The organism is Achromobacter sp. CSND-B12, from assembly GCF_052906545.1.
In genome coordinates this window covers 5,450,579-5,474,134 of sequence record NZ_JBREGJ010000001.1, presented here as the reverse complement: position 1 = coordinate 5,474,134, position 23,556 = coordinate 5,450,579, and the positions used below count along the sequence as shown (strand labels likewise).

12 protein-coding genes and 1 pseudogene are annotated in these 23,556 nt (G+C 66.1%); 10 read left to right on the top strand and 3 right to left on the bottom strand.

Translation table 11 applies throughout. The annotated features are described in order from the left end of the window. Positions 1-15 precede the first annotated feature (15 nt). The 9 genes and pseudogenes from ACUTAG_RS25725 to ACUTAG_RS25685 all read left to right on the top strand — a co-directional run bounded on the left by ACUTAG_RS25725 (position 16) and on the right by ACUTAG_RS25685 (position 17,594). Complete coding sequence (locus ACUTAG_RS25725) at positions 16-228, top strand: hypothetical protein (RefSeq protein WP_006387947.1); 213 nt, start codon at positions 16-18, stop codon at positions 226-228. After that, positions 212-2,377 carry a type I secretion system permease/ATPase gene (locus ACUTAG_RS25720; RefSeq protein WP_392388238.1) on the top strand — a complete coding sequence of 722 codons (2,166 nt, stop codon included), beginning with the start codon at positions 212-214 and terminating at the stop codon, positions 2,375-2,377. Before ACUTAG_RS25725 ends, ACUTAG_RS25720 begins: the two co-directional genes overlap by 17 nt. 7 nt (positions 2,378-2,384) lie before the next feature. Further along, positions 2,385-3,821: an HlyD family type I secretion periplasmic adaptor subunit gene (locus ACUTAG_RS25715; protein ID WP_006387945.1), complete on the top strand. Its 1,437-nt coding sequence runs from the start codon at positions 2,385-2,387 to the stop codon at positions 3,819-3,821. Between the two features lie 19 nt (positions 3,822-3,840). Next, entirely contained in the window at positions 3,841-4,497 is a 657-nt protein-coding gene (locus tag ACUTAG_RS25710; protein ID WP_054449442.1) for a helix-turn-helix transcriptional regulator, read from the top strand. 85 nt (positions 4,498-4,582) lie between these two features. Further along, positions 4,583-6,685 (top strand): retention module-containing protein, encoded by a 2,103-nt coding sequence (locus ACUTAG_RS25705; RefSeq protein ID WP_446650379.1) that lies wholly within the window; start codon positions 4,583-4,585, stop codon positions 6,683-6,685. 3 nt (positions 6,686-6,688) lie between these two features. Further along, positions 6,689-7,045 (top strand): annotated as a pseudogene (locus ACUTAG_RS25700) (VCBS domain-containing protein); the annotation flags it as partial. Further along, complete coding sequence (locus tag ACUTAG_RS25695; protein ID WP_446650458.1) at positions 7,019-14,776, top strand: VCBS domain-containing protein; 7,758 nt, start codon at positions 7,019-7,021, stop codon at positions 14,774-14,776. The pseudogene ACUTAG_RS25700 and the gene ACUTAG_RS25695, both read left to right, overlap by 27 nt. Before the next feature lie 134 nt (positions 14,777-14,910). Next, positions 14,911-15,594 (top strand): transglutaminase-like cysteine peptidase, encoded by a 684-nt coding sequence (locus ACUTAG_RS25690; RefSeq protein WP_104414536.1) that lies wholly within the window; start codon positions 14,911-14,913, stop codon positions 15,592-15,594. A 17-nt stretch (positions 15,595-15,611) separates the two neighbouring features. Then, positions 15,612-17,594, top strand: coding sequence for a bifunctional diguanylate cyclase/phosphodiesterase (locus ACUTAG_RS25685; RefSeq protein ID WP_148316602.1), 1,983 nt, complete (start codon positions 15,612-15,614; stop codon positions 17,592-17,594). Here ACUTAG_RS25685 and ACUTAG_RS25680 read toward each other — a convergent pair. The 3 genes from ACUTAG_RS25680 to ACUTAG_RS25670 are packed head-to-tail and all read right to left on the bottom strand — an operon-like array spanning position 17,591 to position 20,988. Next, positions 17,591-18,430 carry a M48 family metallopeptidase gene (locus ACUTAG_RS25680; RefSeq protein ID WP_006387937.1) on the bottom strand — a complete coding sequence of 280 codons (840 nt, stop codon included), beginning with the start codon at positions 18,428-18,430 and terminating at the stop codon, positions 17,591-17,593. The two genes, ACUTAG_RS25685 and ACUTAG_RS25680, sit on opposite strands and share 4 nt — an antisense overlap. A 45-nt stretch (positions 18,431-18,475) precedes the next feature. Next, positions 18,476-19,543 carry a chorismate synthase gene (aroC, locus tag ACUTAG_RS25675; protein WP_020927002.1) on the bottom strand — a complete coding sequence of 356 codons (1,068 nt, stop codon included), beginning with the start codon at positions 19,541-19,543 and terminating at the stop codon, positions 18,476-18,478. A 35-nt stretch (positions 19,544-19,578) separates the two neighbouring features. Further along, positions 19,579-20,988, bottom strand: coding sequence for a putative bifunctional diguanylate cyclase/phosphodiesterase (locus ACUTAG_RS25670; protein ID WP_373563279.1), 1,410 nt, complete (start codon positions 20,986-20,988; stop codon positions 19,579-19,581). A gap of 591 nt (positions 20,989-21,579) precedes the next feature. Here ACUTAG_RS25670 and ACUTAG_RS25665 point away from each other — a divergent pair. Then, entirely contained in the window at positions 21,580-23,544 is a 1,965-nt protein-coding gene (locus ACUTAG_RS25665; RefSeq protein WP_148316600.1) for a bifunctional diguanylate cyclase/phosphodiesterase, read from the top strand. The last annotated feature ends 12 nt before the right edge of the window (positions 23,545-23,556 follow it).

Below are 23,556 nucleotides of genomic sequence, written 5' to 3'. Positions count from 1 at the left end.
GCGCAAGGAGGCCATATGGCTACAGAGGACAACGACTTTTCACGGTTGGATGCGGACTTCGTCCGCGTGTTGGAAGACTTGATCGACGCCTTGATCGCCAATGGCACCTTGCGCATGACGGACCTGCCGATACAGGCCCAGCAAAAACTCACCCAGCGCAAGCAACAGCGCGCGCGACTCTCGGAGCATCTGGACCTGCTGGATGACGATGATGGACAAGTTATCTGACGCCGCCGCCCGGGAATGGCGCGCCGACGCGCGCGCCGCGCATGACGACCCGCTGCTGGACTGCCTGGTCGAGATCACCCGGCTGCACGGCGTGGCGGCCACCGCGCAGGCGCTGTCCGCCGGCCTGCCGCTGGAATCGCATCGCCTGACCCCGGCCCTGCTGCCGCGAGCGGCGGCGCGCGCGCAGTTGTCGGCGCGCGTGGTCAAGCGCCCGCTGGACGGCCTGCCGTCGGACCTGTTGCCGGCCATCCTGCTGCTGAATGGCGAGCGGGCCTGCCTGCTGCTCAAGAGGGATGGCGACAAGTGCGTGATCAGCCATCCCGAGCTCGGCGGCAGCGCGGTCGAGATGAGCGCGGCCGAGCTGGACGCGCAATACACCGGCCTGGTCTGTTTCGTGCGGCCGCAGTTCCGCTTCGACGCGCGCGCGCCGGAAGTGGCCAAGGTGCGCGAACGCCACTGGTTCTGGGCCGCCATCATGGAAAACCGGCGCCTGTACCGCGACGCGCTCATCGCCGCGCTGCTGATCAACATCTTCGCGATGGCGATGCCGCTGTTCACCATGAACGTGTATGACCGCGTGGTGCCCAACAACGCCGTCGAGACGCTCTGGGTGCTGGCGCTGGGCATCACCCTGGTGGTGATCTTCAACATGATCCTGAGCACGGCGCGCTCGCACGTGGTCGACAGCGCCAGCAAGCGCGTCGACGTGCGCCTGTCGGCGCAGATCATGGAACGGGTGCTGGACCTGCGCATGGAAGGCCGCCCGGTGTCGGTCGGCTCGTTCGCCGCCAACCTGCGCTCGTTCGAATCGATCCGCGACTTCATCGCCTCGGCCACCATCACCACGCTGGTGGACCTGCCCTTCATCCTGCTGTTCCTGGCCGCGCTGGCCTGGATCTCGCCATGGATGGTGCTGCCGCCGGTGATGGCGATCGTGCTGATCCTGGTGGTGTCGCTGGCCGCGCAGGCACGCATGGAAGCGCTGACGATGGCTTCTTTCCAGGCTTCGTCGCAGCGCAATGCCACCCTGGTCGAGGCCCTGACGGGGCTGGAAGCGGTCAAGACCCTCAACGCCCAGGGCGCAATCCAGCGCAACTGGGAGCGTTCCACCGAGTTCATCGCGCAGACGGGCGGCAAGCTCAAGCTGATCTCGTCGTCCACCGTGGGCTTCGTGCAGGCGGTGCAGCAGCTGGTGTCGATCTCGGTCGTGATCATCGGCGTGTACCTGGCGCAGGATTCGGCCCTGTCGATGGGCGGCATCATCGCCGCCTCGATGATCGCCGGCCGCTGCCTGGCCCCGCTGGGCCAGGTGGCCGGCCTGCTGATGCAATACCAGAATGCCCGCACCTCGCTGGGTTCGATCGACAACTACATGAAGCTGCCGATCGAACGCCCGGCCGAGGCCGAGTTCCTGCACCGCCCGGTGTTCCATGGCGGCCTGGAATTCCGCGACGTCAGCTTCACCTACCCGGGCAGCACCCAGCCGGTGCTCAAGAAGGTGTCCTTCAAGCTCAAGCCGGGCGAAAAGGTCGGCATCATCGGTCGCATCGGCTCAGGCAAGACCACGCTGGAAAAGCTGGCCTTGGCGCTGTTCCAGCCGACCGAGGGCGCGGTCCTGCTGGACGGCGTGGACGTGCGCCAGATCGACCCGGCCGACGTGCGCCGCGCCATCGGCCACGTGCCGCAGGACCCGCTGCTGTTCTACGGCAGCCTCAAGCACAACCTGGCGATGGGCGCGCCCTACGCCGACGACGCCAGCATCCTGGCGGCGGCCAACATGGCCGGCGTGACCGAGTTCGCCAACCTGCACCCGAACGGCTTCGACATGCTCATCGGCGAGCGCGGCGAGTCGCTGTCGGGCGGCCAGCGCCAGTCGGTGGCGGTGGCGCGGGCGCTGATCAACGATCCGCCCATCCTGCTGCTGGACGAACCCAGCAGCAACATGGATCACCAGAGCGAGGCCCAACTGCGCCGCCGCCTGGGCGAAGCCAGCGCCAACAAGACCATCCTGCTGGTGACGCACCGCACCGCCCTGCTGGAACTGGTCGATCGCCTGATCGTCATCGATAACGGCCACATCGTGGCCGATGGCCCCAAGGAACAGGTCGTCGAAGCCCTGCGCCAGGGGCGCGTCGGACGCGGAAGCTGAGAGCCGCATGGACAACACCACCGCCATCCCGAAACCCGCCCTTGCCCGGCCCGGCCTGCTCAAGCGGCTGTGGCTGCGCATACGCGGCGTCTTCATTTACTTCTTCGACCGCCTGCTCGATGGCGCCGAGAAAGGCAAACCCAAGGCGCGCACCGACTACGTCGGCAACGCCGAATGGGTCATCCACGAATCGCAGGCGCGCGGCGCCCGCGTGCTGCTGTGGACCAGTCTGCTGGCCGTCTTCCTGCTGCTGCTGTGGGCGGCCTTCGGCTATATCGACGAAGTCGTGCGCGGCGAAGGCAAGGTCGTGCCCTCGCGCCAGGTACAGATCATCCAGAGCCTGGACGGCGGCATCGTCGAGGAAATCCTGGTCAAGCCCGGCCAGGAGGTCGAGGCCGGCCAGATCCTGCTGAAGATCGATTCCACCCGCTTCGCCTCGTCGCTGGGCGAAAACAATGCCGAATACCTGTCGCTGCTGGCCAAGTCGGCGCGCCTAAAGGCGCTGGCCACGGGCGAACCCTTCGTCGCGCCCGAAGAAGTGCTGAAGCAGGCGCCCGGCCTGGCCGAAATGGAGCGTAACGCCTGGCAGGCCCGCACCACCGAACTGAACGCCACCGTCAACGTCGCCCGCGAACAGCTCAAGCAGCGCCAGGAAGAACTGCGCGAGACCATCGCCAAGCGCGACCAGGCGTCGGCCAGCTGCGGCCTGACCTCGCGCGAATTGCAGGTGACCCGGCCGCTGCTCAAGAGCGGCGCGGTGTCCGAGGTCGACCTGCTGCGCCTGCAACGCGACGTGGCCCGCTACTGCGGCGAACAGAAAGGCGCCGAGGCCCAGATCGACCGCATCCAGGCCTCCATCAAGGAAGCCCAGAGCAAGCTCGAGGAATCCGAGCTGAACATCCGCAACCAGGCCCGCAACGAGTTGTCCGAGACCAACACCAAGCTGTCGACCCTGCGCGAGGGCAAGCTGGCCCTGGCCGACCGCGTCAAGCTGGCCGAAGTGCGCGCCCCGGTGCGCGGCACGGTCAAGACGCTGTTCAACAACACCGTGGGCGGCGTGGTCCAGCCGGGCAAGGACATCATCGAGATCGTGCCCAAGGACGACACCCTGCTGCTGGAGGTGCGCATCCTGCCGCGCGACATCGGCTTCCTGCACCCCGACCAGAAGGCGGAGGTCAAGTTCACCGCCTACGACTTCGCCATCTATGGCGGGCTGGAAGGCAAGGTCGAGCAGATCGGCGCCGACACCGTGACCGACGAGAAAGGCAATTCCTATTACGTGGTGCGGGTCCGCACGGACCGCAGCACGGTGGGCGACAAGAACCTGCCCATCATCCCCGGGATGGTGGCCGAGGTCCACGTCCTGACCGGCAAGCGCACCGTGTTGCAGTACCTGCTCAAGCCGGTGCTGCGCGCGAAGGCCAACGCCTTTACCGAGCGTTAGAGGAGAGCGAGAAGGCTTTATGAAATCCGTTCCCGTCTTGTTGATTACGCACGACGACCTGTTGTGGCAGCACTGGCGCGCCCTGGATCCGGCGCGCTGGCTGGCGGCCCGCGGGCGCGGCCTGGCGGACCTGCAGCGCTGGCGCGAGCAGGGCCGCGCCCTGGCGGTACTGGACACCGACCTGCCGCGACTGCCGTCCTGGCAGGACCCCGCCTGGAATGCCCAGCTCGCCGGGCTACAGGTGGTGGTGGCCAGCGCCAGCCCCAACGACGAACAGGGCGCCCAGGCGCTGGGCGCCGGCGCTTTGGGGTATTGCCACAGCTACGCCCCGGCGCCGGCCCTGGCGCAGGCGCTGGAGGTGGTCACCTCCGGCGGCATCTGGATGGGTCGTTCGTTGGTGACGCGCCTGCTGCGGCTGGTCACGGAGCGCGCGCAGGACAGTCGGTCCTGGGACAACGGCACCCTGACCGAGCGTGAAACCACCGTGGCGCGCTACGCCGCCAGCGGCCAGTCCAACGCCCAGATCGCCGACGCGCTCGGCATCACCGAGCGCACCGTCAAGGCCCACCTGTCGGCGGTCTTCGAAAAACTCGAGGTGACCGACCGCCTGCAACTGGCGCTGCGGGTGCACGGCATCTCGGCGCCGGCCGATACGCGCAGCAAAATCCCCTCGTGAACCTGTCCTCGAGGACAATACCGCCGCGCGGCGGCCCCCTCTAGTATCTAGGCCATCTTGGATAACTCCCTGAAACGGAACCAACATGGCCAACTCCTCCCCCGCAGTCGTCAACGAAATCACCGGTCGCGCGTGGATACGCAATAGCGACGGTTCCCTGACCGAGCTGCACCAAGGCAGCAAGGTGCCCGCCGGCAGCGACATCGTCACGGCATCGGGCGCCACGGTGGCGCTGCAGGTGGAAAATGGCATGCCGATCGTGATCGGCGAAGGCCGGGCGGTGGCGGTCACCGAGGACATGGCCGGCCCGCTGGCCGACCCGACCGAAGCGGCCGTGGCCGCGCCCAAGGGTACCGACTCCGACCGCCTGCTGGCGGCCTTGCAAGCGGGCCAGGATCCGTTCGACGTGCTGGATCCGACCGCCGCCACCCTGACCGGCGGCAGCGGCGACGACGGCGGCGGCAGCTTCGTGCGCCTGGCCCGCATCCTGGAAACCACCAGCCCGCTGGACCTGGCCTACCCCAATCCGGGCCGTGGCGCCGACACGATCGACCGCGCCTCCAGCGGCGCCGGCGGTGATGGCGGCGCCGCGGGCGACAACAACAACGCGCCCCTGGCCATCAATGACGTTGCCCGCACCGATGAAAAGAGCGCCGTGCGCGGCAACCTGCTGATCAACGACAGCGATCCCGACGGCGATCCGTTGAGCCTGGTCTCGATCAACGGCCGGCCCATGACGCCGAATGGCGTCGCTGTCACCGGCTCCAACGGCGGCACCTTCATCGTGCAGCCGGACGGCAGCTACGTGTTCGTGCCGGGCACCAGCTTCCAGCACCTGCCGGAGGGCCAGACCACGACCACCACGATTTCCTACGTGGTCACCGACCCCAGCGGCGCGACCTCCACCGCCACCGTGGAAGTGACCGTGGTCGGCGTCAATGACCCGGCCCAGATCACCGCCGCCAAGCCGGGCGACGACGCCGGCACGGTCAAGGAAGACGGCAACCTCGTCACCGGCGGCAAGCTGGACGTGACCGACAAGGACACCGGCGAAGCCACCTTCAACCCGCAGACCGACGCCAAGGGCGAGCACGGCAAGTTCTCCATCGACGCCAACGGCAACTGGAAGTACGAACTCGACAACGACGATCCCAAGGTCCAGGCCCTGGCCGCGGGCGAGAAGCTGGTCGAGACCTTCACCGTCACCACCGCCGATGGCACCAAGAGCACCATCACCGTCACCATCGACGGCACCAACGATGATCCGAAGCTGAGCGGCAAGACCGACGGCGCCGTGGCCGAGGACGGCACCACCAGCGCCACCGGCAAGCTGGACGTCACCGACGTCGACACTTCCGACACGCACACCTGGACCGTCAGCAACAACGGCGACGGCCAATACGGCAAGTTCACCGTCGACCAGAACGGCAAGTGGACCTACGTGCTCGACAACGACAGCGCCAAGGTTCAGGCGCTGACCGAAGGCCAGAAGGTCACCGACACCATCACCGTGACCGTCGATGACGGCCATGGCGGTACCGCCACCAAGACCATCACCGTCGATATCACCGGTACCAACGACACCGCCGTCATCACCCCGAGCAAGCCGGGTGACGACAAGGGCACCGTCCGGGAAGACACCACCCTGACCGCCAGCGGCAAGCTCGACGTCGCCGATCCGGACGCCGGCGAGGCCGTGTTCCGCCCGCAGACCGACTTCCAGGGCAAGTACGGGACGTTCTCCATCGATGCCAATGGCAACTGGAGCTTCAAGCTCGACAACGACGCCAAGGCCATCCAGCAACTGGGCGCCAAGGAGCACCTGGCCGAGACCTTCACGGTCACCAGCGCCGACGGCACCGCCGGCAAGGTGGTCATCACCATCAATGGCACCAACGACGCCCCGACCGTCAGCGGCACGGCCACCGGCGCCGTCGCCGAAGACGGCACCACGACCACGTCCGGCCAACTGACCAAGACCGACGTCGACGTCAACGACAAGCACACCTGGTCCGTCAACAATGAAGGCAAGGGCCAGTACGGCACCTTCACCGTCGACCAGAACGGCAAGTGGACCTACGTGCTCGACAACGACAGCGCCAAGGTCCAGGCGTTGACCGAAGGCCAGAAGGTCACCGACACCATCACCGTGACCGTCGACGACGGCAACGGCGGCACGGCGACCTAGGTCATCACCGTCGACATCACCGGCACCAACGATGCTGCCGTCATCACCCCGAGCAAGCCGGGCGACGACAAGGGCACCGTCCAGGAAGACACCACCCTGACCGCCAACGGCAAGCTGGACATCGTCGACAAGGACGCCGGCCAGGCTTCGTTCAAGCCGCAGACCGACTTCCAGGGCCAGTACGGCAAGTTCTCGATCGACGCCAACGGCAACTGGAGCTTCAAGCTCGACAATGACGCCAAGGCCATCCAGCAACTGGGCGCCAAGGAGCACCTGACCGAGGCCTTCACGGTCACCAGCGCCGACGGCACCACGAGCCAGGTCATCATCACCATCAACGGCACCAACGACGCCCCGACCGTCAGCGGCACGGCCACGGGCGCCGTCAAGGAAGATGGTACGAACATCACCTCCGGTCAGCTGAACAAGCACGACGTCGACACCAACGACACGCACACCTGGTCGCTGAACAACGACGGCAAGGGCCAATACGGTTCGTTCACGCTCGACCAGAACGGCAAGTGGACCTACAAGCTCGACAACGCCAATCCGGATGTCAAGGCGCTCAAGGACGGTGAACACCTGACCGACACCATCACCGTGACCGTGGACGATGGCAACGGCGGCAAGGCCACCCAGGTCATCACCATCACCGTCGACGGCACCAGCGACGGCGCCGTGATCACCCCGAGCAAGCCGGGCGACGACAAGGGCACCGTCCAGGAAGACACCACCCTGACCGCTGCCGGCAAGCTCGACGTCGCCGATCCGGATGCCGGCGAGGCCGTGTTCCGCCCGCAGACCGACTTCCAGGGCAAGTACGGCACGTTCTCGATCGACGCCAACGGCAACTGGAGCTTCAAGCTCGACAACGACGCCACGGCCATCCAGCAGCTGGGCGCCAAGGAGCACCTGACCGAGACCTTCACGGTCACCAGCGCCGACGGCACCGCCGGCAAGGTGGTCATCACCATCAATGGCACCAACGACGCCCCGACCGTCAGCGGCACGGCCACCGGCGCCGTCGCCGAAGACGGCACCACGACCACGTCCGGCCAATTGACCAAGACCGACGTCGACGTCAACGACAAGCACACCTGGTCCCTCAACAACGAGGGCAAGGGCCAGTACGGCACCTTCACCGTCGACCAGAACGGCAAGTGGACCTACGTGCTCGACAACGACAGCGCCAAGGTCCAGGCGTTGACCGAAGGCCAGAAGGTCACCGATACCATCACCGTGACCGTCGACGACGGCAACGGCGGCACGGCCACCCAGGTCATCACCATCGACATCACCGGCACCAACGACGCCCCGACCATCAGCGGCACGGCCACCGGCACCGTCCAGGAAGACGGCAATCTCACCACCGGCGGCAAGCTGGACGTGACCGACAAGGACGCGGGCGAAGCCACCTTCAACCCGCAGACCGACGCCAAGGGCGACCACGGCAAGTTCTCCATCGACGCCAATGGCAACTGGAAGTACGAACTCGACAACGACGATCCCAAGGTTCAGGCCCTGGCCGTGGACGAAAAGCTGACTGAGACCTTCACCGTCACCACCGCCGACGGCACCAAGAGCACCATCACCGTCACCATCGACGGCACCAATGATGATCCGAAGCTGAGCGGCAAGACCGATGGCGCCGTGGCCGAGGACGGCACCACCAGCGCCACCGGCAAGCTCGACGTCACCGACGTCGACACCTCCGACACGCACACCTGGACCGTCAGCAATGAGGGCAAGGGCCAATACGGCACCTTCACCGTCGACGAGAACGGCAAGTGGACCTACGTGCTCGACAACGACAGCGCCAGGGTCCAGGCGTTGACCGAAGGCCAGAAGGTCACCGACACCATCACCGTGACCGTCGACGACGGCAACGGCGGCACGGCCACCCAGGTCATCACCGTCGACATCACCGGCACCAACGATGCCGCCAACATCACCCCGAGCAAGCCGGGCGACAACAAGGGTACCGTCCAGGAAGACACCACCCTGACCGCCAACGGCAAACTGGACGTCGCAGATCCGGACGCCGGCGAAGCCACGTTCAAGCCGCAGACCGACTTCCAGGGCCAGTACGGCACGTTCTCCATCGACGCCAATGGCAATTGGAGCTTCAAGCTCGACAACGACGCCAAGGCCATCCAGCAGCTGGGCGCCAAGGAGCACCTGACCGAGACCTTCACGGTCACCAGCGCCGACGGCACCACGGGCCAGGTCGTCATCACCATCAACGGCACCAACGACGCGCCAACCATCACGGGCGCGGCCACCGGCGACGTCACGGAAGACGGCGCCAAGGCAGTGTCGGGCCAGTTGACCCAGCACGACGTCGACGCCAACGACAAGCACACCTGGTCGCTGGACAACGACGGCAAGGGCCAGTACGGTTCGTTCACGCTCGACCAGAACGGCAAGTGGACCTACACGCTGGACAACGACAGCGCCAAGGTGCAGGCCCTGGCCGAAGGCCAGAAGGCCACCGAAACCATCACCGTGACCGTCGACGACGGCAACGGCGGCAAGGCCACTCAGGTCATTACCGTGACGGTCACCGGCACCAACGACGCCCCGACCATCACCGGCACGGCCACTGGCCAGATCCAGGAAGGCAGCAACCAGGACGTGAGCGGTCAGCTGACCAAGCACGACGTCGACACCAACGACACGCACACCTGGTCGCTGAACAATGACGGCAAGGGCCAGTATGGTTCGTTCACGCTCGACCAGAACGGCAAGTGGACCTACAAGCTCGACAACGCCAATCCGGACGTCAAGGCGCTCAAGGATGGCGAACACCTGACCGACACCATCACCGTGACCGTCGACGACGGCCATGGCGGCAAGGCCACCCAGGTCATCACCATCACCGTCGATGGCACCAGCGACGGCGCCGTGATCACCCCGAGCAAGCCGGGCGACGACAAGGGCACCGTCCAGGAAGACACCACCCTGACCGCCAGCGGCAAGCTCGACGTCGTCGATCCTGATGCCGGCGAGGCCGTATTCCGTCCGCAGACCGACTTCCAGGGCCAGTACGGCAAGTTCTCGATCGACGCCAACGGCAATTGGAGCTTCAAGCTCGACAACGACGCCAAGGCCATCCAGCAACTGGGCGCCAAGGACCATCTGACCGAGACCTTCACGGTCGTGACCGCCGACGGCACCACCGGCCAGGTCACCATTACCATCAACGGCACCAACGACGCCCCGACCATCTCGGGCGTGGCCACGGGCGCGGTCAAGGAAGACGCGGCCGACACCACCGTGTCCGGCCAGTTGGCCAAGCAGGACGTCGATGCCACCGACAAACACACCTGGTCCGTCAACAATGAAGGCAAGGGCCAGTACGGCACCTTCACCGTCGACCAGAACGGCAAGTGGACCTATGTGCTGGACAATGACAGCGCCAAGGTCCAGGCGCTGACCGAAGGCCAGAAGGTCACCGACACCATCACCGTGACCGTCGACGACGGCAACGGCGGCACGGCGACCCAGGTCATCACCGTCGACATCACCGGCACCAACGATGCCGCCGTCATCACCCCGAGCAAGCCGGGCGACGACAAGGGCACCGTCCAGGAAGACACCACCCTGACCGCCAACGGCAAGCTGGACATCGTCGACAAGGACGCCGGCCAGGCTTCGTTCAAGCCGCAGACCGACTTCCAGGGCCAGTACGGCAAGTTCTCGATCGACGCCAACGGCAACTGGAGCTTCAAGCTCGACAACGACGCCAAGGCCATCCAGCAGCTGGGCGCCAAGGAGCACCTGACCGAGACCTTCACGGTCACCAGCGCCGACGGCACCACGAGCCAGGTCGTCATCACCATCAACGGCACCAACGACGCCCCGACCGTCAGCGGCACGGCTACCGGCGCCGTCGCCGAAGACGGCACCACGACCACGTCCGGCCAGCTGACCAAGACCGACGTCGACGTCAATGACAAGCACACCTGGTCCGTCAACAATGAAGGCAAGGGCCAGTACGGCACCTTCACCGTCGACCAGAACGGCAAGTGGACCTATGTGCTCGACAATGACAGCGCCAAGGTCCAGGCGCTGACCGAAGGCCAGAAGGTCACCGACACCATCACCGTGACCGTCGACGACGGCAACGGCGGCAAGGCGACCCAGGTCATCACCGTCGACATCACCGGCACCAACGATGCCGCCGTCATCACCCCGAGCAAGCCGGGCGACGACAAGGGCACCGTCCAGGAAGACACCACCCTGACCGCCAACGGCAAGCTCGACATCGTCGACAAGGATGCCGGCCAGGCTTCCTTCAAGCCGCAGACCGACTTCCAGGGCCAGTACGGCAAGTTCTCGATCGATGCCAACGGCAACTGGAGCTTCAAGCTCGACAACGACGCCAAGGCCATCCAGCAGCTGGGCGCCAAAGAAAGCCTGACCGAGACCTTCACGGTCACCAGCGCCGATGGCACCACGAGCCAGGTCGTCATCACCATCAACGGCACCAACGACGCCCCGACCGTTAGCGGCACGGCCACCGGCGCCGTCGCCGAAGACGGCACCACGACCACGTCCGGCCAGCTGACCAAGACCGACGTCGACGTCAATGACAAGCACACCTGGTCCGTCAACAATGAAGGCAAGGGCCAGTACGGCACCTTCACCGTCGACCAGAACGGCAAGTGGACCTATGTGCTCGACAATGACAGCGCCAAGGTCCAGGCGCTGACCGAAGGCCAGAAGGTCACCGACACCATCACCGTGACCGTCGACGACGGCAACGGCGGCAAGGCGACCCAGGTCATCACCGTCGACATCACCGGCACCAACGATGCCGCCGTCATCACCCCCAGCAAGCCGGGCGACGACAAGGGCAGCGTCCAGGAAGACACCACCCTGACCGCCAACGGCAAGCTGGACATCGTCGACAAGGACGCCGGCCAGGCTTCGTTCAAGCCGCAGACCGACTTCCAGGGCCAGTACGGCAAGTTCTCGATCGACGCCAACGGCAACTGGAGCTTCAAGCTCGACAACGACGCCAAGGCCATCCAGCAGCTGGGCGCCAAGGAGCACCTGACCGAGACCTTCACGGTCACCAGCGCCGACGGCACCACCGGCAAGGTGGTCATCACCATCAATGGCACCAACGACGCCCCGACGATCAGCGGCACGGCCACCGGCGCCGTCAAGGAAGATGGCACCCAGACGGTGACTGGCCAGCTGGCCAAGGCAGACGTCGACGTCAACGACAAGCACACCTGGTCGCTGAACAACGACGGCAAGGGCCAGTACGGCACCTTCACGCTCGACCAGAGCGGCAAGTGGACCTATGTGCTGGACAACAACGGCGCCAAGGTCCAGGCCCTGGCCGAAGGCCAGAAGGCCACTGACTCCATCACGGTGACCGTGGACGACGGCAACGGCGGCAAGGCCACGCAGGTCATCACCATCGACATCACCGGCACCAACGACGCCCCGACCATCGGCGGCACGGCCACCGGCGCCGTCAAGGAAGACGGCACGCTGGTCACCACCGGCCAACTGACCAAGACCGATGTCGACACCAACGACACGCACACCTGGTCCGTCAACAACGAGGGCAAGGGCCAGTACGGCACCTTCACCGTCGATCAGAACGGCAAGTGGACCTATACGCTGGACAACGCCAGCACCAAGGTCCAGGCCCTGAAGGAAGGCGAAACCGTGACCGACACCATCAAGGTCACGGTGGACGATGGCCATGGCGGCACGGCGGTCAAGGAGATCACCGTTACCGTCACCGGCACCAACGACATCGCCAAGATCACCGGCCAGTCCACCGGCGCCGTGATCGAGGACAAGACGCTGGTCACCACCGGCAAGCTGACGGTCTCGGACGCCGACGCCGGCCAGAGCGCGCTGATCGCCCAGACCAACGTGGCGGGCAAGTACGGCACGTTCTCGATCGACGCCAACGGCAACTGGACCTACACGCTGAACAACAGCCTGAAGGTGGTCCAGGATCTGCGGCCGGGCGCCGTGCTGAAGGAAACCTTCGAGGTCGTCTCGGCCGATGGCACCGGCAAGCAGCTGATCACGGTCGACGTGATCGGCACCAACGACGCGCCGGTGGCCGCCGACAACGCCACCAGCGTCGATGTCGGCAGCAGCCACACCTTCACCGCCGCCGAGTTCAACTTCAATGACGGCGCCGAGGGCAACCAGCTCGACAGCGTCATCATCACGCGCCTGCCGACGGACGGCACGCTGACGCTGAATGGCCAGGCGGTCTCGATCAACACCGTGGTCTCGGCCGCGGACATCGCCGCGGGCAAACTGGTCTACACGCCTTCGGCCTCGGGCCAGGACACCTCGTTCGGCTTCCAGGTGCGCGACGATGGCGGCACCGCCAACGGCGGCAAGGACACGTCGGGCGACTACAACTTCGCCATCAAGACCAACAACTTCATCTCGGGCGACAATGACGGCAGCGGCACCGGCACCAAGCCGCCCATCAACGGCGGCAGCGGCGACGACGTCATCCTTGGCGACAAGGGCGGCACCGTCACCACGGTCGAACCGGGCAAGAACTACAACATCGCGATCGTGGTGGACACGTCGGGCAGTATGTCGGAAGCCTCCGGCACCAAGGGCCTGACGCGCATGCAGCTGACCATCGACGCGCTCAAGAACCTGGCGAACACCCTCAAGGGCCATGACGGTATCGTCAACGTGGCGCTGATCGGCTTCGAATCGACGGCCAGCACCAAGTACACGATCAACGGCTTGAACGCGAGCAACGTCGGCGACCTGATCAAGGCCATCGAGAAGCTCAGCGCCAGCGGCGGCACCAATTACGAAGGCGCGTTCGACGAAGCCGTGAAGTGGTTCAACAAGCAGCCGACCTCGTCCAATGGCAAGGCGTTCGAAAACGTCACTTACTTCCTGACCGACGGTGATCCGACCTTCAGCAACAACGGCAGCAACGGTGGCGGCACCACGACGGACTACCGCGACATGAAGGACGCCGTCGATGCCTTCAAGGACCTGAGCGGCAAGAGCACCGTGCACGCCATCGGTATTGGCAACGGGGTCAACGAGGGTTACCTGAAGTTCTTCGACAACACTACCGTTACCGGCAATGGCTCCGTCAGTTGGTCGAGCTGGTGGACGACCAACACGGTCACCGGCCCAGTTGGCCAGCCGCAGATCGTCAACACCGCCAAGGACCTGGCCGCGGCACTGCAGGGCGGTTCGTCCAGCACCGATCCGGCCGCCGTCGGCAACGACATCATCAACGGCGGCGCGGGCCACGACATCATCTTCGGCGACACCCTCAACACCGATGGCAACGTGCTGAACTGGGCCTCGGTGGGCGGCCGCCCCGCCGACCTGGTGCAGGGCTCGGGCCTGAAAGCGCTGCAAGTGTTCCTGGAGATGCGCGACGGACATGCGCCCACCAACGGCGACCTGTACCAGTACATCAAGGACCACCACGCCGACTTCAACCTGGCCGACGACCCGCGCGGCGGCGATGACACGATCCACGGCGGCACCGGCGACGACATCATCTACGGCCAGGGCGGCAACGATACCCTGTACGGCGACGATGGCAACGACATCATCTATGGTGGCGCCGGCGACGATAAGCTGTACGGCGGCGAAGGCAACGACGTGCTGCATGGCGGTTCGGGCAACGACACGCTGGAAGGCGGCAACGGCAACGACCTGCTGATCGGCGGCAAGGGCGACGACACGCTGATCGGCGGCGCCGGCAGCGATACCTTCAAGTGGGAACTGGGCGACCAGGGCACGACCGCCAAGCCGGCCGTCGACACCATCAAGGACTTCTCGCTGGACAAGCCCGCCGATGGCGGCGACGTCCTGGACCTGAAGGACCTGCTGGTCGGCGAAAAGGATGGCACCCTGACGCAATACCTGAACTTCCACAAGGAAGGCAACAACACGGTCATCGACGTCAACACCCAGGGCAAGCTTGGCACCCAGGGCGCGGACCAGAAGATCGTGCTGGAGAACGTCGACCTGACGCAGGGCGGCCAGCTGAACAACCAGGCCATCATCAACGACCTGTTGCAGAAGGGCAAACTGAACGTCGACCACAGCTAAGCAGCCTGCGGGCAGGGCCATTGCGCGGCCCTGCCCGTTCGGATGACAAGGTATGGCGACGCGGCGCGCAGGCGGCGCGGGGTTTTTTTCCGGATATCGACTGGATCACCCGGAAAAATGTGAAAATCCGTTTCATGCGATCAACCCGCCGTTTCCGCGCCACGCTGAATCTGTGCCGACTGGTTTTGCTCTGCCTGGCTTGCGGCTGGGGCGGAAGTTCCGCCCTTGAGATCAACGCCGAGAAGCTGCAAAGCCTGTCGGCCAGCCGCTATGGCGCGCGCGGCGCAAAGGCGGTAACGAGCTGGCTGCAATTGCTGCGCGGCGCGGCGCCGCCGCTGGAAAAGGACCGGCTGACGCTGGCCAACGATTTCTGGAACCGCGCACTGCTGTCCGGCGAGGACATCACGATCTGGGGCAAGGATGACTACTGGGCCACCCCGCTCGAATCGCTGGGCAAGGGCGCGGGCGATTGCGAAGACTATGTCATCGGCAAGTATTTCACCCTGCTGTCGATGGGCGTGCCGGCCAACAAACTGCGCTTCATCTATGTCCGCGCGCGCGTGGGCGGCCCGGCCAGCAGCAGCCAGATCGCCCACATGGTGCTGGGCTACTACGAAACACCCAATGCGGTACCGCTGGTGCTGGACAGCCTGGTCTCGACCATCCTGCCGGCGTCGCAACGGCGCGACCTGACGCCGGTCTTCAGCTTCAACGCCGATGGCGTCTACGTCGACGGCAAACCCGCCGCACCGGTTGACCGTCTCAGCCGCTGGCGCGATCTACTCCAACGCATGGAACGGGAAGGCATACGCCCCTGACGTCCGGAACCAAGACTATGTCCATACTTCGACAGCTACTGCTCAGCGTAACCCTCGCGATCGGCGTCATCCTGCTGGGCACCCTGGCGCTCAGCGTCAACGCCGCGCGCGAATACCTGTCCGGGCAATTGCAGGTGCAGGCCACCGACGCCGCCGTGTCGCTGGCACTGTCGCTGTCGCAGCCGGCCAACAATGACCCGGTGGTGCAGGAACTGCTGGTGTCGGCGCTGTACGACGGCGGCCATTTCTCGCTGGTGCGGCTGGCCGACCCGGAAGGCAAGGTCCTGATCGAACGCCAGTCGACCGCCACAGCGGCCTCGGTGCCGGCCTGGTTCCGCGCGCTGGCGCCGCTGGATGCGCGCTCGGCCTCGCACGCGGTCAGCGACGGCTGGCGCCAGATCGGCGAAGTGACGCTGGTGGCCAACGACGCCTACGCCTGGGAAGCCCTGTGGCGCAGCAGCCTGCGCATGATCGCGCTGGTGCTGGGAGCCGGCCTGATCTGGGCGCTGTTCGCCTTCGCGCTGGTGGGATGGATCAAGAACCGCTTGTTGCGCGAGGTCAGCGACCACGTCCGCAGCATCGGCCAGGACTCGCCGCCGCAGCAGATGGAAGCCCGCGTGCCCGAGCTGTCCGGCGTGGTCCAGGCACTGAACCAGACGCGTGAACGGGTCTACGCCAGCGTCGAGGAACAGAACGCCAAGATCGAATCCCTGGAACTGGAACTGAACCAGGACCCCGTCACGCGCCTGCCGAATCGCAAGTATTTCGTCAACGAATTCCGCCGCGCGCTCGACGCCGGTCCCGCCGCCGGCCCGGTATCGGCACGCACCGGCATCGACGGCGGCCACGTACTGGTGTTCCGCCAGCGCGACCTGGCCGACCTGAACCGCCACATGCCGCGCGAATTCATCGACCAGTGGCTGCGCACCGCCTGCGAACGCATCCAGGCTTCGCTCAAGTCCCTGCACGTGGCCGATCCGCTGCTGGCGCGCCTGAACGGCTCGGATTTCGCTTTGCTGCTGCCGGGCTGCGCAGCGCCGCAGGCCATGATGATCGCCGAGCAGTTGCGTGCCGACCTGCACGCCTCGCGCATCCCGGTGGGTGAAGGCCACCTGTGCCGCTGGGCCCAGGCCATGGCCGACTACAGCCGCGGCAACCAGGCCGGCCCGGTGCTGTCACGGCTCGATTTCGGCCTGATGCGGGCCGAGAGCGCGGGCAATGACCAGGTCGTGATCGCCGGCGCGGCGGATGCCCAGTCGCCGTCCGAGTCGGGCGAACGGGCCTGGAAGGATGCCATCCTGTCGGCCCTGGAAGCGCACCGTTTCGAGCTGGCCACCGAGCCGCTGCGCGACGCGAGCGGTGCGCCCATCCGCACGGAAGCCATGCTGATGTTGCGCATCGCCGCCGACCAGGCGCCGATCCCCGCCACGCTTTTCATTCCGCCCGCCGTGCGGCTGGACCTGGTTGCCGACTGCGACCTGGAGGCGGTCGCCCTGGGGCTGGACTGGCTCGCCAGTCACGATGGCGAGTTGACGTTGCGCGTCGCCCTGCCCTCGCTGCGCGGCCAGAAGTACTTCCGCCAGCTGGCCTTGTTGCTGACCGAACGCAAGGCGCTGGCGCGCCGCCTGTTTCTCGAAATCGACGCGCACGGGCTGGTGGAATGCCACGAACAGATCGCCACGCTGGCGCGGGTGGCGACCGAGTTCGGCGCGCATATCGGCGTGCGCCGCCTGGCGCAGCAGTTCGGCGCGGTGGCGCAACTGCACACCCTGCCCCTGTCCTATGTGAAGCTGGGCGGCGGTTTCGTCGGCGGCATGTCGCAAAGTCCGGGCAGCCAGCAATTGACTGCCTCGGTGCTGGAAACCGCCCGTAAACTGCGCATCGACGTCTACGCGGAAGACGTGCCGGACAGCGAAACGCGACGCATCCTGGCCGACCTGGGCATCCGCGTGATGCGCGGCCCCGGCGTCAAACTGCCGGCCTCGCCGGCAATGCACTAGCGCGCCGCGCGCCCCTTCGATTGCTCGTACAGCGGCAGCACCTGCTGGGCCGCCCCTTGCAGGTCGGTGATGCGCGAGGCCGCCGACGGGTGGGTCGACAGGATCTCGGGCGGCGCGCTGCCATTGTCGGCGGCCCCCATCTTCTGCCATAACGTGACCGCCGCGCGCGGATCGAAGCCGGCGCGCGCCGCCAGCTCGACGCCCATGCGGTCGGCCTCGGTTTCATGCGTGCGGCTGTTGGGCAGCGTGAACATCACGTCGCTGAGCTTGCCGCCCAGGTCCGACGCGGCGCTCGAGCCGGTGGCGATGGACAGCACCTGCAGGCCCAGGTTGGTGGCCATCTGCTGCGACACGCGCTCGCGCGCATGTTCACGCAGCGCATGGGATATCTCGTGCCCCAGCACCGCCGCCAGTTCATCATCGGTGGGCTTGATCTTGTTGATCAGGCCGGTATAGACGGCGATCTTGCCGCCCGGCATGCACCAGGCATTGACCTCGTCGCTGGTCAGCACGTGCACTTCCCATTTCCAGGCGGACGCATCGGGGCGGAACACGCCGGTCTGCGCGATCAGGCGCTGCGAGATGGCGCGCACGCGCGCCACCTGCTGCGCATCGCGATCGAGCAGGTTCTTGGCCTGCGCCTGCTTGATGATGTCGGCGTATTGCTGGTTTGCTTCCTGCTCCAGCGCCTGCGACGGCACCATGCTCGACATGTACTGGGTGCGATTGACGCCGATGGCGCCCGACTGGGTGGTGTTCATCCCCGTGCAGCCCGCCAGGGTCGCCAGGGACAGCGCGGCCACCATGCGGCGCAACGGATAGCGGTCTAGGCTCATGCCAGCCTCCTACAAACGGTCAGGAACTCGGTAATGCGGCCGGTATCAGCCCGGCTCGCCGCACTGGCCGCGATGGCGCAGCGCGTGGTCGATCAGCACCAGGGCCAGCATGGCTTCGGCGATGGGCGTGGCGCGGATGCCGACACAGGGATCGTGACGACCCAGTGTCTGCACCATGACCGGTTCGTTGGCGCGGTTGACCGAGCGGCGCTCGACCCGGATGCTGGAAGTGGGCTTGATGGCCAGCGATACCGTCACCGGCTGGCCGGTCGAAATGCCGCCCAGCACGCCGCCGGCGTGGTTGGTCAGGAAACCGTCCGGCGTGATCTCGTCGCCGTGCTCGGAGCCGCGCTGCGCGATGCAATCGAAGCCGGCGCCGATCGAGACGCCCTTGACCGCGTTCAGGCCCATCATCACGTGGGCGATGTCGGCATCCAGGCGATCGTAGATGGGCTCGCCCCAGCCGGCAGGCAGGTTCTCGGCCACCACTTCGATGCGCGCGCCGACGGAATCGCCATCGCGGCGCAACTGGTCCATGTAGGCTTCCAGTTGGGGCACGACCTCGGCGTTGGGCGCGTAGAACGGGTTGTTCGGAACTTCGTCCCAGGATACGAAGGGAATCGCGATCGGGCCCAGCTGGCTCATGTAACCGCGCACCTTCACGCCGTACTGTTCGGCCAGCCATTTCTTGGCCACGGCGCCCGCGGCCACCGTGGGTGCCGTCAGGCGCGCCGACGAACGGCCGCCGCCACGCGGATCGCGCAAGCCGAACTTGCGCCAGTAGGCGTAGTCGGCGTGGCCCGGCCGGAAGGTGTCGGTGATGTTGGAGTAGTCCTTGCTGCGCGCATCGGTGTTGCGGATCAGCAGCCCGATGGGGGTGCCCGTGGTCAGGCCCTCGTACACGCCGGACAGGATCTCGACCTGGTCGGCTTCCTGGCGCTGGGTGACGTGGCGCGAGGTGCCGGGGCGGCGGCGGTCCAGTTCGAGCTGGATGTCGGCCGCCTCCAGGGACATCCCGGGAGGGCAACCGTCGATGACGCAACCGATGGCTGGCCCGTGGGATTCGCCAAAATTCGTGACGGTGAACAGAGTACCGAGGGTATTGCCGGGCATAGGAAGTCAACAGGTGGGTTTGCAAGCAACCCCGATTATGACACCGCCGACGCCAAAGCCTGAATTTCCGCGGCCGGCGCCGGACGCCCCAGCAGGAAACCCTGCATCACGCGGCAGCCGAGCGATTTGAGGATCTCGCGCTGCCCCTCGGTCTCGACGCCTTCGGCCACGACCGGCAGGTGCATCGCCTGGCACAGCCCGAACAACGCCGACACCACTTCGCGGCTGCCGGCGTCGGACTCGAGCGCGGAGATGAAGCTGCGGTCGATCTTGACCCAGTCGATGGGCAGATGGCGCAGATGGTTCAGGCTGGAATAACCGCAGCCGAAGTCGTCCAGCGCCACGCCGATGCCCTTGGCACGCAGCGTGTTCAGGATCTTCACGTGCCGCTCGTAATGCAGGATGAAGATCGACTCGGTGATCTCCAGCACCAGCTTGCGCGGCGCCAGCTTGGTCGAGGCCAGCACGTCGGAAACCAGTTGCACCAGGCTGTCTTCGTTCATCTGCTTGACCGACAGATTGACGTGCACGCGCCAGGCGGGCGGCCACAGCGCCGCCTGCGAGCAGGCGCGCTCCAGGATCCAGGCGCCCAGCGGCACGATCAGGCCGCTGCGCTCGGCCAGTTCGATTGTCACGGCGGGCGACACGCTGCCCAGTTCGGGGTGGTGCCAACGCAACAAGGCCTCGCAGCCCTGCACCACGCCGGTGCCGCTGTCACACACCGGCTGGTAGTACAACTCGAACTGGTCCATGGCCGCCGTGGTCAGCGCCAGCCGCAGGTCGTTCTCCAGCCCCTGCTGATCGCGCTGGCGCGCCAGCAGGCGGAAATCGAACATGTTCCAGCCCGGCCCGCCGCGCTCCTTGAGCGGCACCATCGCCACCTGCACGCAGCGTTGCAGTTCTTCCACACTGCGACCGTGGTCTGGATACAACGCCGCCCCCACGCGGAACACCGCGATCAGGGGCCGACCGCCCAGTTCGTAGGGCACGGACAGGTCCTCGAGCAGCTTGGCCGACACCTGGGCGGCGCCCACCTCATCCACGTCGGGAATGCACACCGTGAATGCGTCGGTGCCGGTACGCGCCACCATCCCACCGAGCGCGCGCGTCAACAGACTGAGCCGGTCCGCCACCATCACCAACAGCGTCTGGTCCTCGCCCGCGCGCAGCATGGCGCTGATCTCGGCGTACTGGTCGAAACTGACCAGGAAAAAGGCGCCGATGCCCCGAGAGCCGGCGCGAGCACGCGAAATACCCAGGGATTCGCGCTCATCCTGGGCCGAGCCGCGGGGTCCGAAAATGCCTCGGCCCGACTGCCTTTCGGCCTGGTTCAGCCAGGCGCGCGCGCGGCGCTGCAGCTCCTGCTGGCTCAGGACACCGGTCAATTCGTCACGCGTCAATCGTCCGCGCAGGACGCGTTCCCGGCGGACGAAGAACAAACATATCGCTGCAAGTGCGCCCGCGAGCGTCAGGCACAGTGCGAGCAGGTAACTCTCACGCACGGAGCCCCCTATCTAGAAACCCTTGGCGTTGTGGTCCGGAAAGAAACCCAAGGGCTGTAACATTTTTTAAATTATGCATTATTTTCGCAAAAAAACGCCACACTTCAGGAGCAACGCGCTCCCTTTCCTTCGATTCCTGCCCTGATCTGATTGCTCGCGAGGGGTCATGACGGTCCTTGGATAGCAGTCGCTGGCCGCTCCATTGCGCCATGCCGTGCCCTTACTACGACACCCCGGGCCGGAAAATTAATACGGCCTGTCTCAATAGTTGTCATCCGGGCAATTATCACGAGCGAAATAATTGCACAGGTTGTCTGATATCGCTGCTGACTTCGTAATATTCTGTATGTTTTGTGACATACGGAATTACAGCGTACACGGCGACACTGAGGTATTAGTAACGTGTGTCACGTTTCTTATCCAGCATTTTTCCCAATCGGGCACTTGCGTGGCCTGACGTTCCCCCCTTTCATTGGCAGGCCGGCATCGAACGGCACCGGCAACGGTGCAGGCCACGAAGGGAAGCCTTGATCCATGTCCACACTACGCCGGCTGATCCTCTGCACCGCCCTCCTGATTGCCCTCATCCTGCTCGGCACCCAGGCCCTGGGGATGCTGGCCGCCCATCGCTATCTGAACACCCAGCTGGCGCAGCAGGGTGAGGTCGGCGCGAACGCGCTGGCCTGGGCCCTGTCGCACGACGCGACCGGCGTCCAGGACAAGGCCAGACTGGCCGACGAATTTTTCACGGCCGGCGCCTACGCCCTCGTGCGGATCACGGGAGAAAACGGGGACACCCAAGTCGAGCGGCGCGAGCCCGCGCCCGACCGGCCGGACCTGGCGCGCGACTGGCGCAACGGCTGGCTGGCGATGGAAGCGCCAGCGGCCACCCGGCCCTATCAGGCGCCCGACGGCCGCCGGCTCGGCACGGTCACGGTCCAGGCCGACGCCCGGCTGGCGCGCGACACGCTGTGGCAGGGCGGCGTGCGGGTCATCGGCCTGACGTTGGCCGCGGCCGTCTTCTGGGTGCTGTTCGCCGCCAACCTGCTGCGCTGGATCGAAGCGCGCGCCGCCCGGGAGATCCACGACCGGGCACGCGCGCAGGCGTCGGATGGCGGCGCGCCCGGCCGCCCCGGCGAACTGACGGACCAGGCCCTGGTCGACGCGCAGCGCCAGGTCGCCGCGACGGTGCAGGAACAGAACGCACGAATCGAATCGCTGCAGAGCGAAATCCATCGGGACGCCGTCACCCGCCTGCCCAACCGCAAGTACTTCATCGACCATTTCCGCCAGGCCCTGGCGGACCCGGCGCCCGAAGCCGGCGGGCACATCCTGATGTTCCGGCAACGCGACCTGGCGCAGATCAATCGGCATTTGTCGCGCGCCTTCACCGACCAATGGCTGCGCTCCTCCTCCGACCGCCTGCGCAAGCTGGTCGACGGCGGCGGTGATGGCGACATGACGCTGGCGCGGATCAGCGGCTCGGACTTCGCCCTGCTGATGCCGCGCACCTCGGCGCCCCAGGCCGGCCTGCTGGCCGAGCGCGTGCGGCATGAACTGCGGTCGCTGCGCGTGCCGATGGACAAACACGGCTGGTGCCGCTGGGCCCTGGCGATGGCGGCCTTCACGCCCGGCGACAACATCAGCGACACCTTGGCGCGGCTGGATCATGCGCTGATGTGCGCGGAAAGCGCCGACGACGATCAGATCGCCCCGGCCAGCCAGGCCGCCGACAGTACGCGCATCGGCGAATACAGCTGGCACGACGCGCTGTCCACGGCGCTGGAGCAACACCGTTTCTCGCTGTCCGTGCAACCCTTGGCCGACGTGTCCGGCGCCCCGTTGCATTACGAGGCCAGCCTGACGCTGCACGATGCCGAAGGCGCGGACCCGGTGCCGGCCTCGATCTTCATGCCGCCCGCGGTGCGACTGGGGCTGTCGGCGGAATGCGACATCCAGGCCATCCGCCTCGGGCTGGACTGGCTCTACACCCATGCCGACGCGCTTACCGTGCATGTCTCGCTGGCCTCGCTGGCGCAGGGCGCTTTCCTGTCGAGGCTGGAACGCATGCTGGCCGACCGGCCGGCCCAGGCGTCACGGCTGATCCTGGAAGTGGATGCCGCGGCGCTGGTGGAGCACGGCGCCGACATGCGCCAGCTGTGCCAGATCGTCAGCCATGGCGGCGGCCGTATCGGCCTGTCGCGCCTGTCGCAGCAATTCGGCGCGATGGAACACCTGCACGAATATCCCTTGTCCTACGTGAAGCTCTGCGGCGGCTTCGTCACCGGTATCCTGCACAGCCCGGGCAGCCAGCACCTGGCGGCCACCGTGGTGGCCACCGCGGTATCCCTGCGGATGTCGGTATACGCCGAAGATGTGCCCGACGAAGCCACCCGCGCCATCCTGGAGCAAATCGGTGTCCGCGCGATTCGTGGCGCTGTCGTAAACTTCGCCCGCGCGCACGACCTCGCGCCTGACCAACAATGGGTTTCTAGTTGACGGAAGGATTGT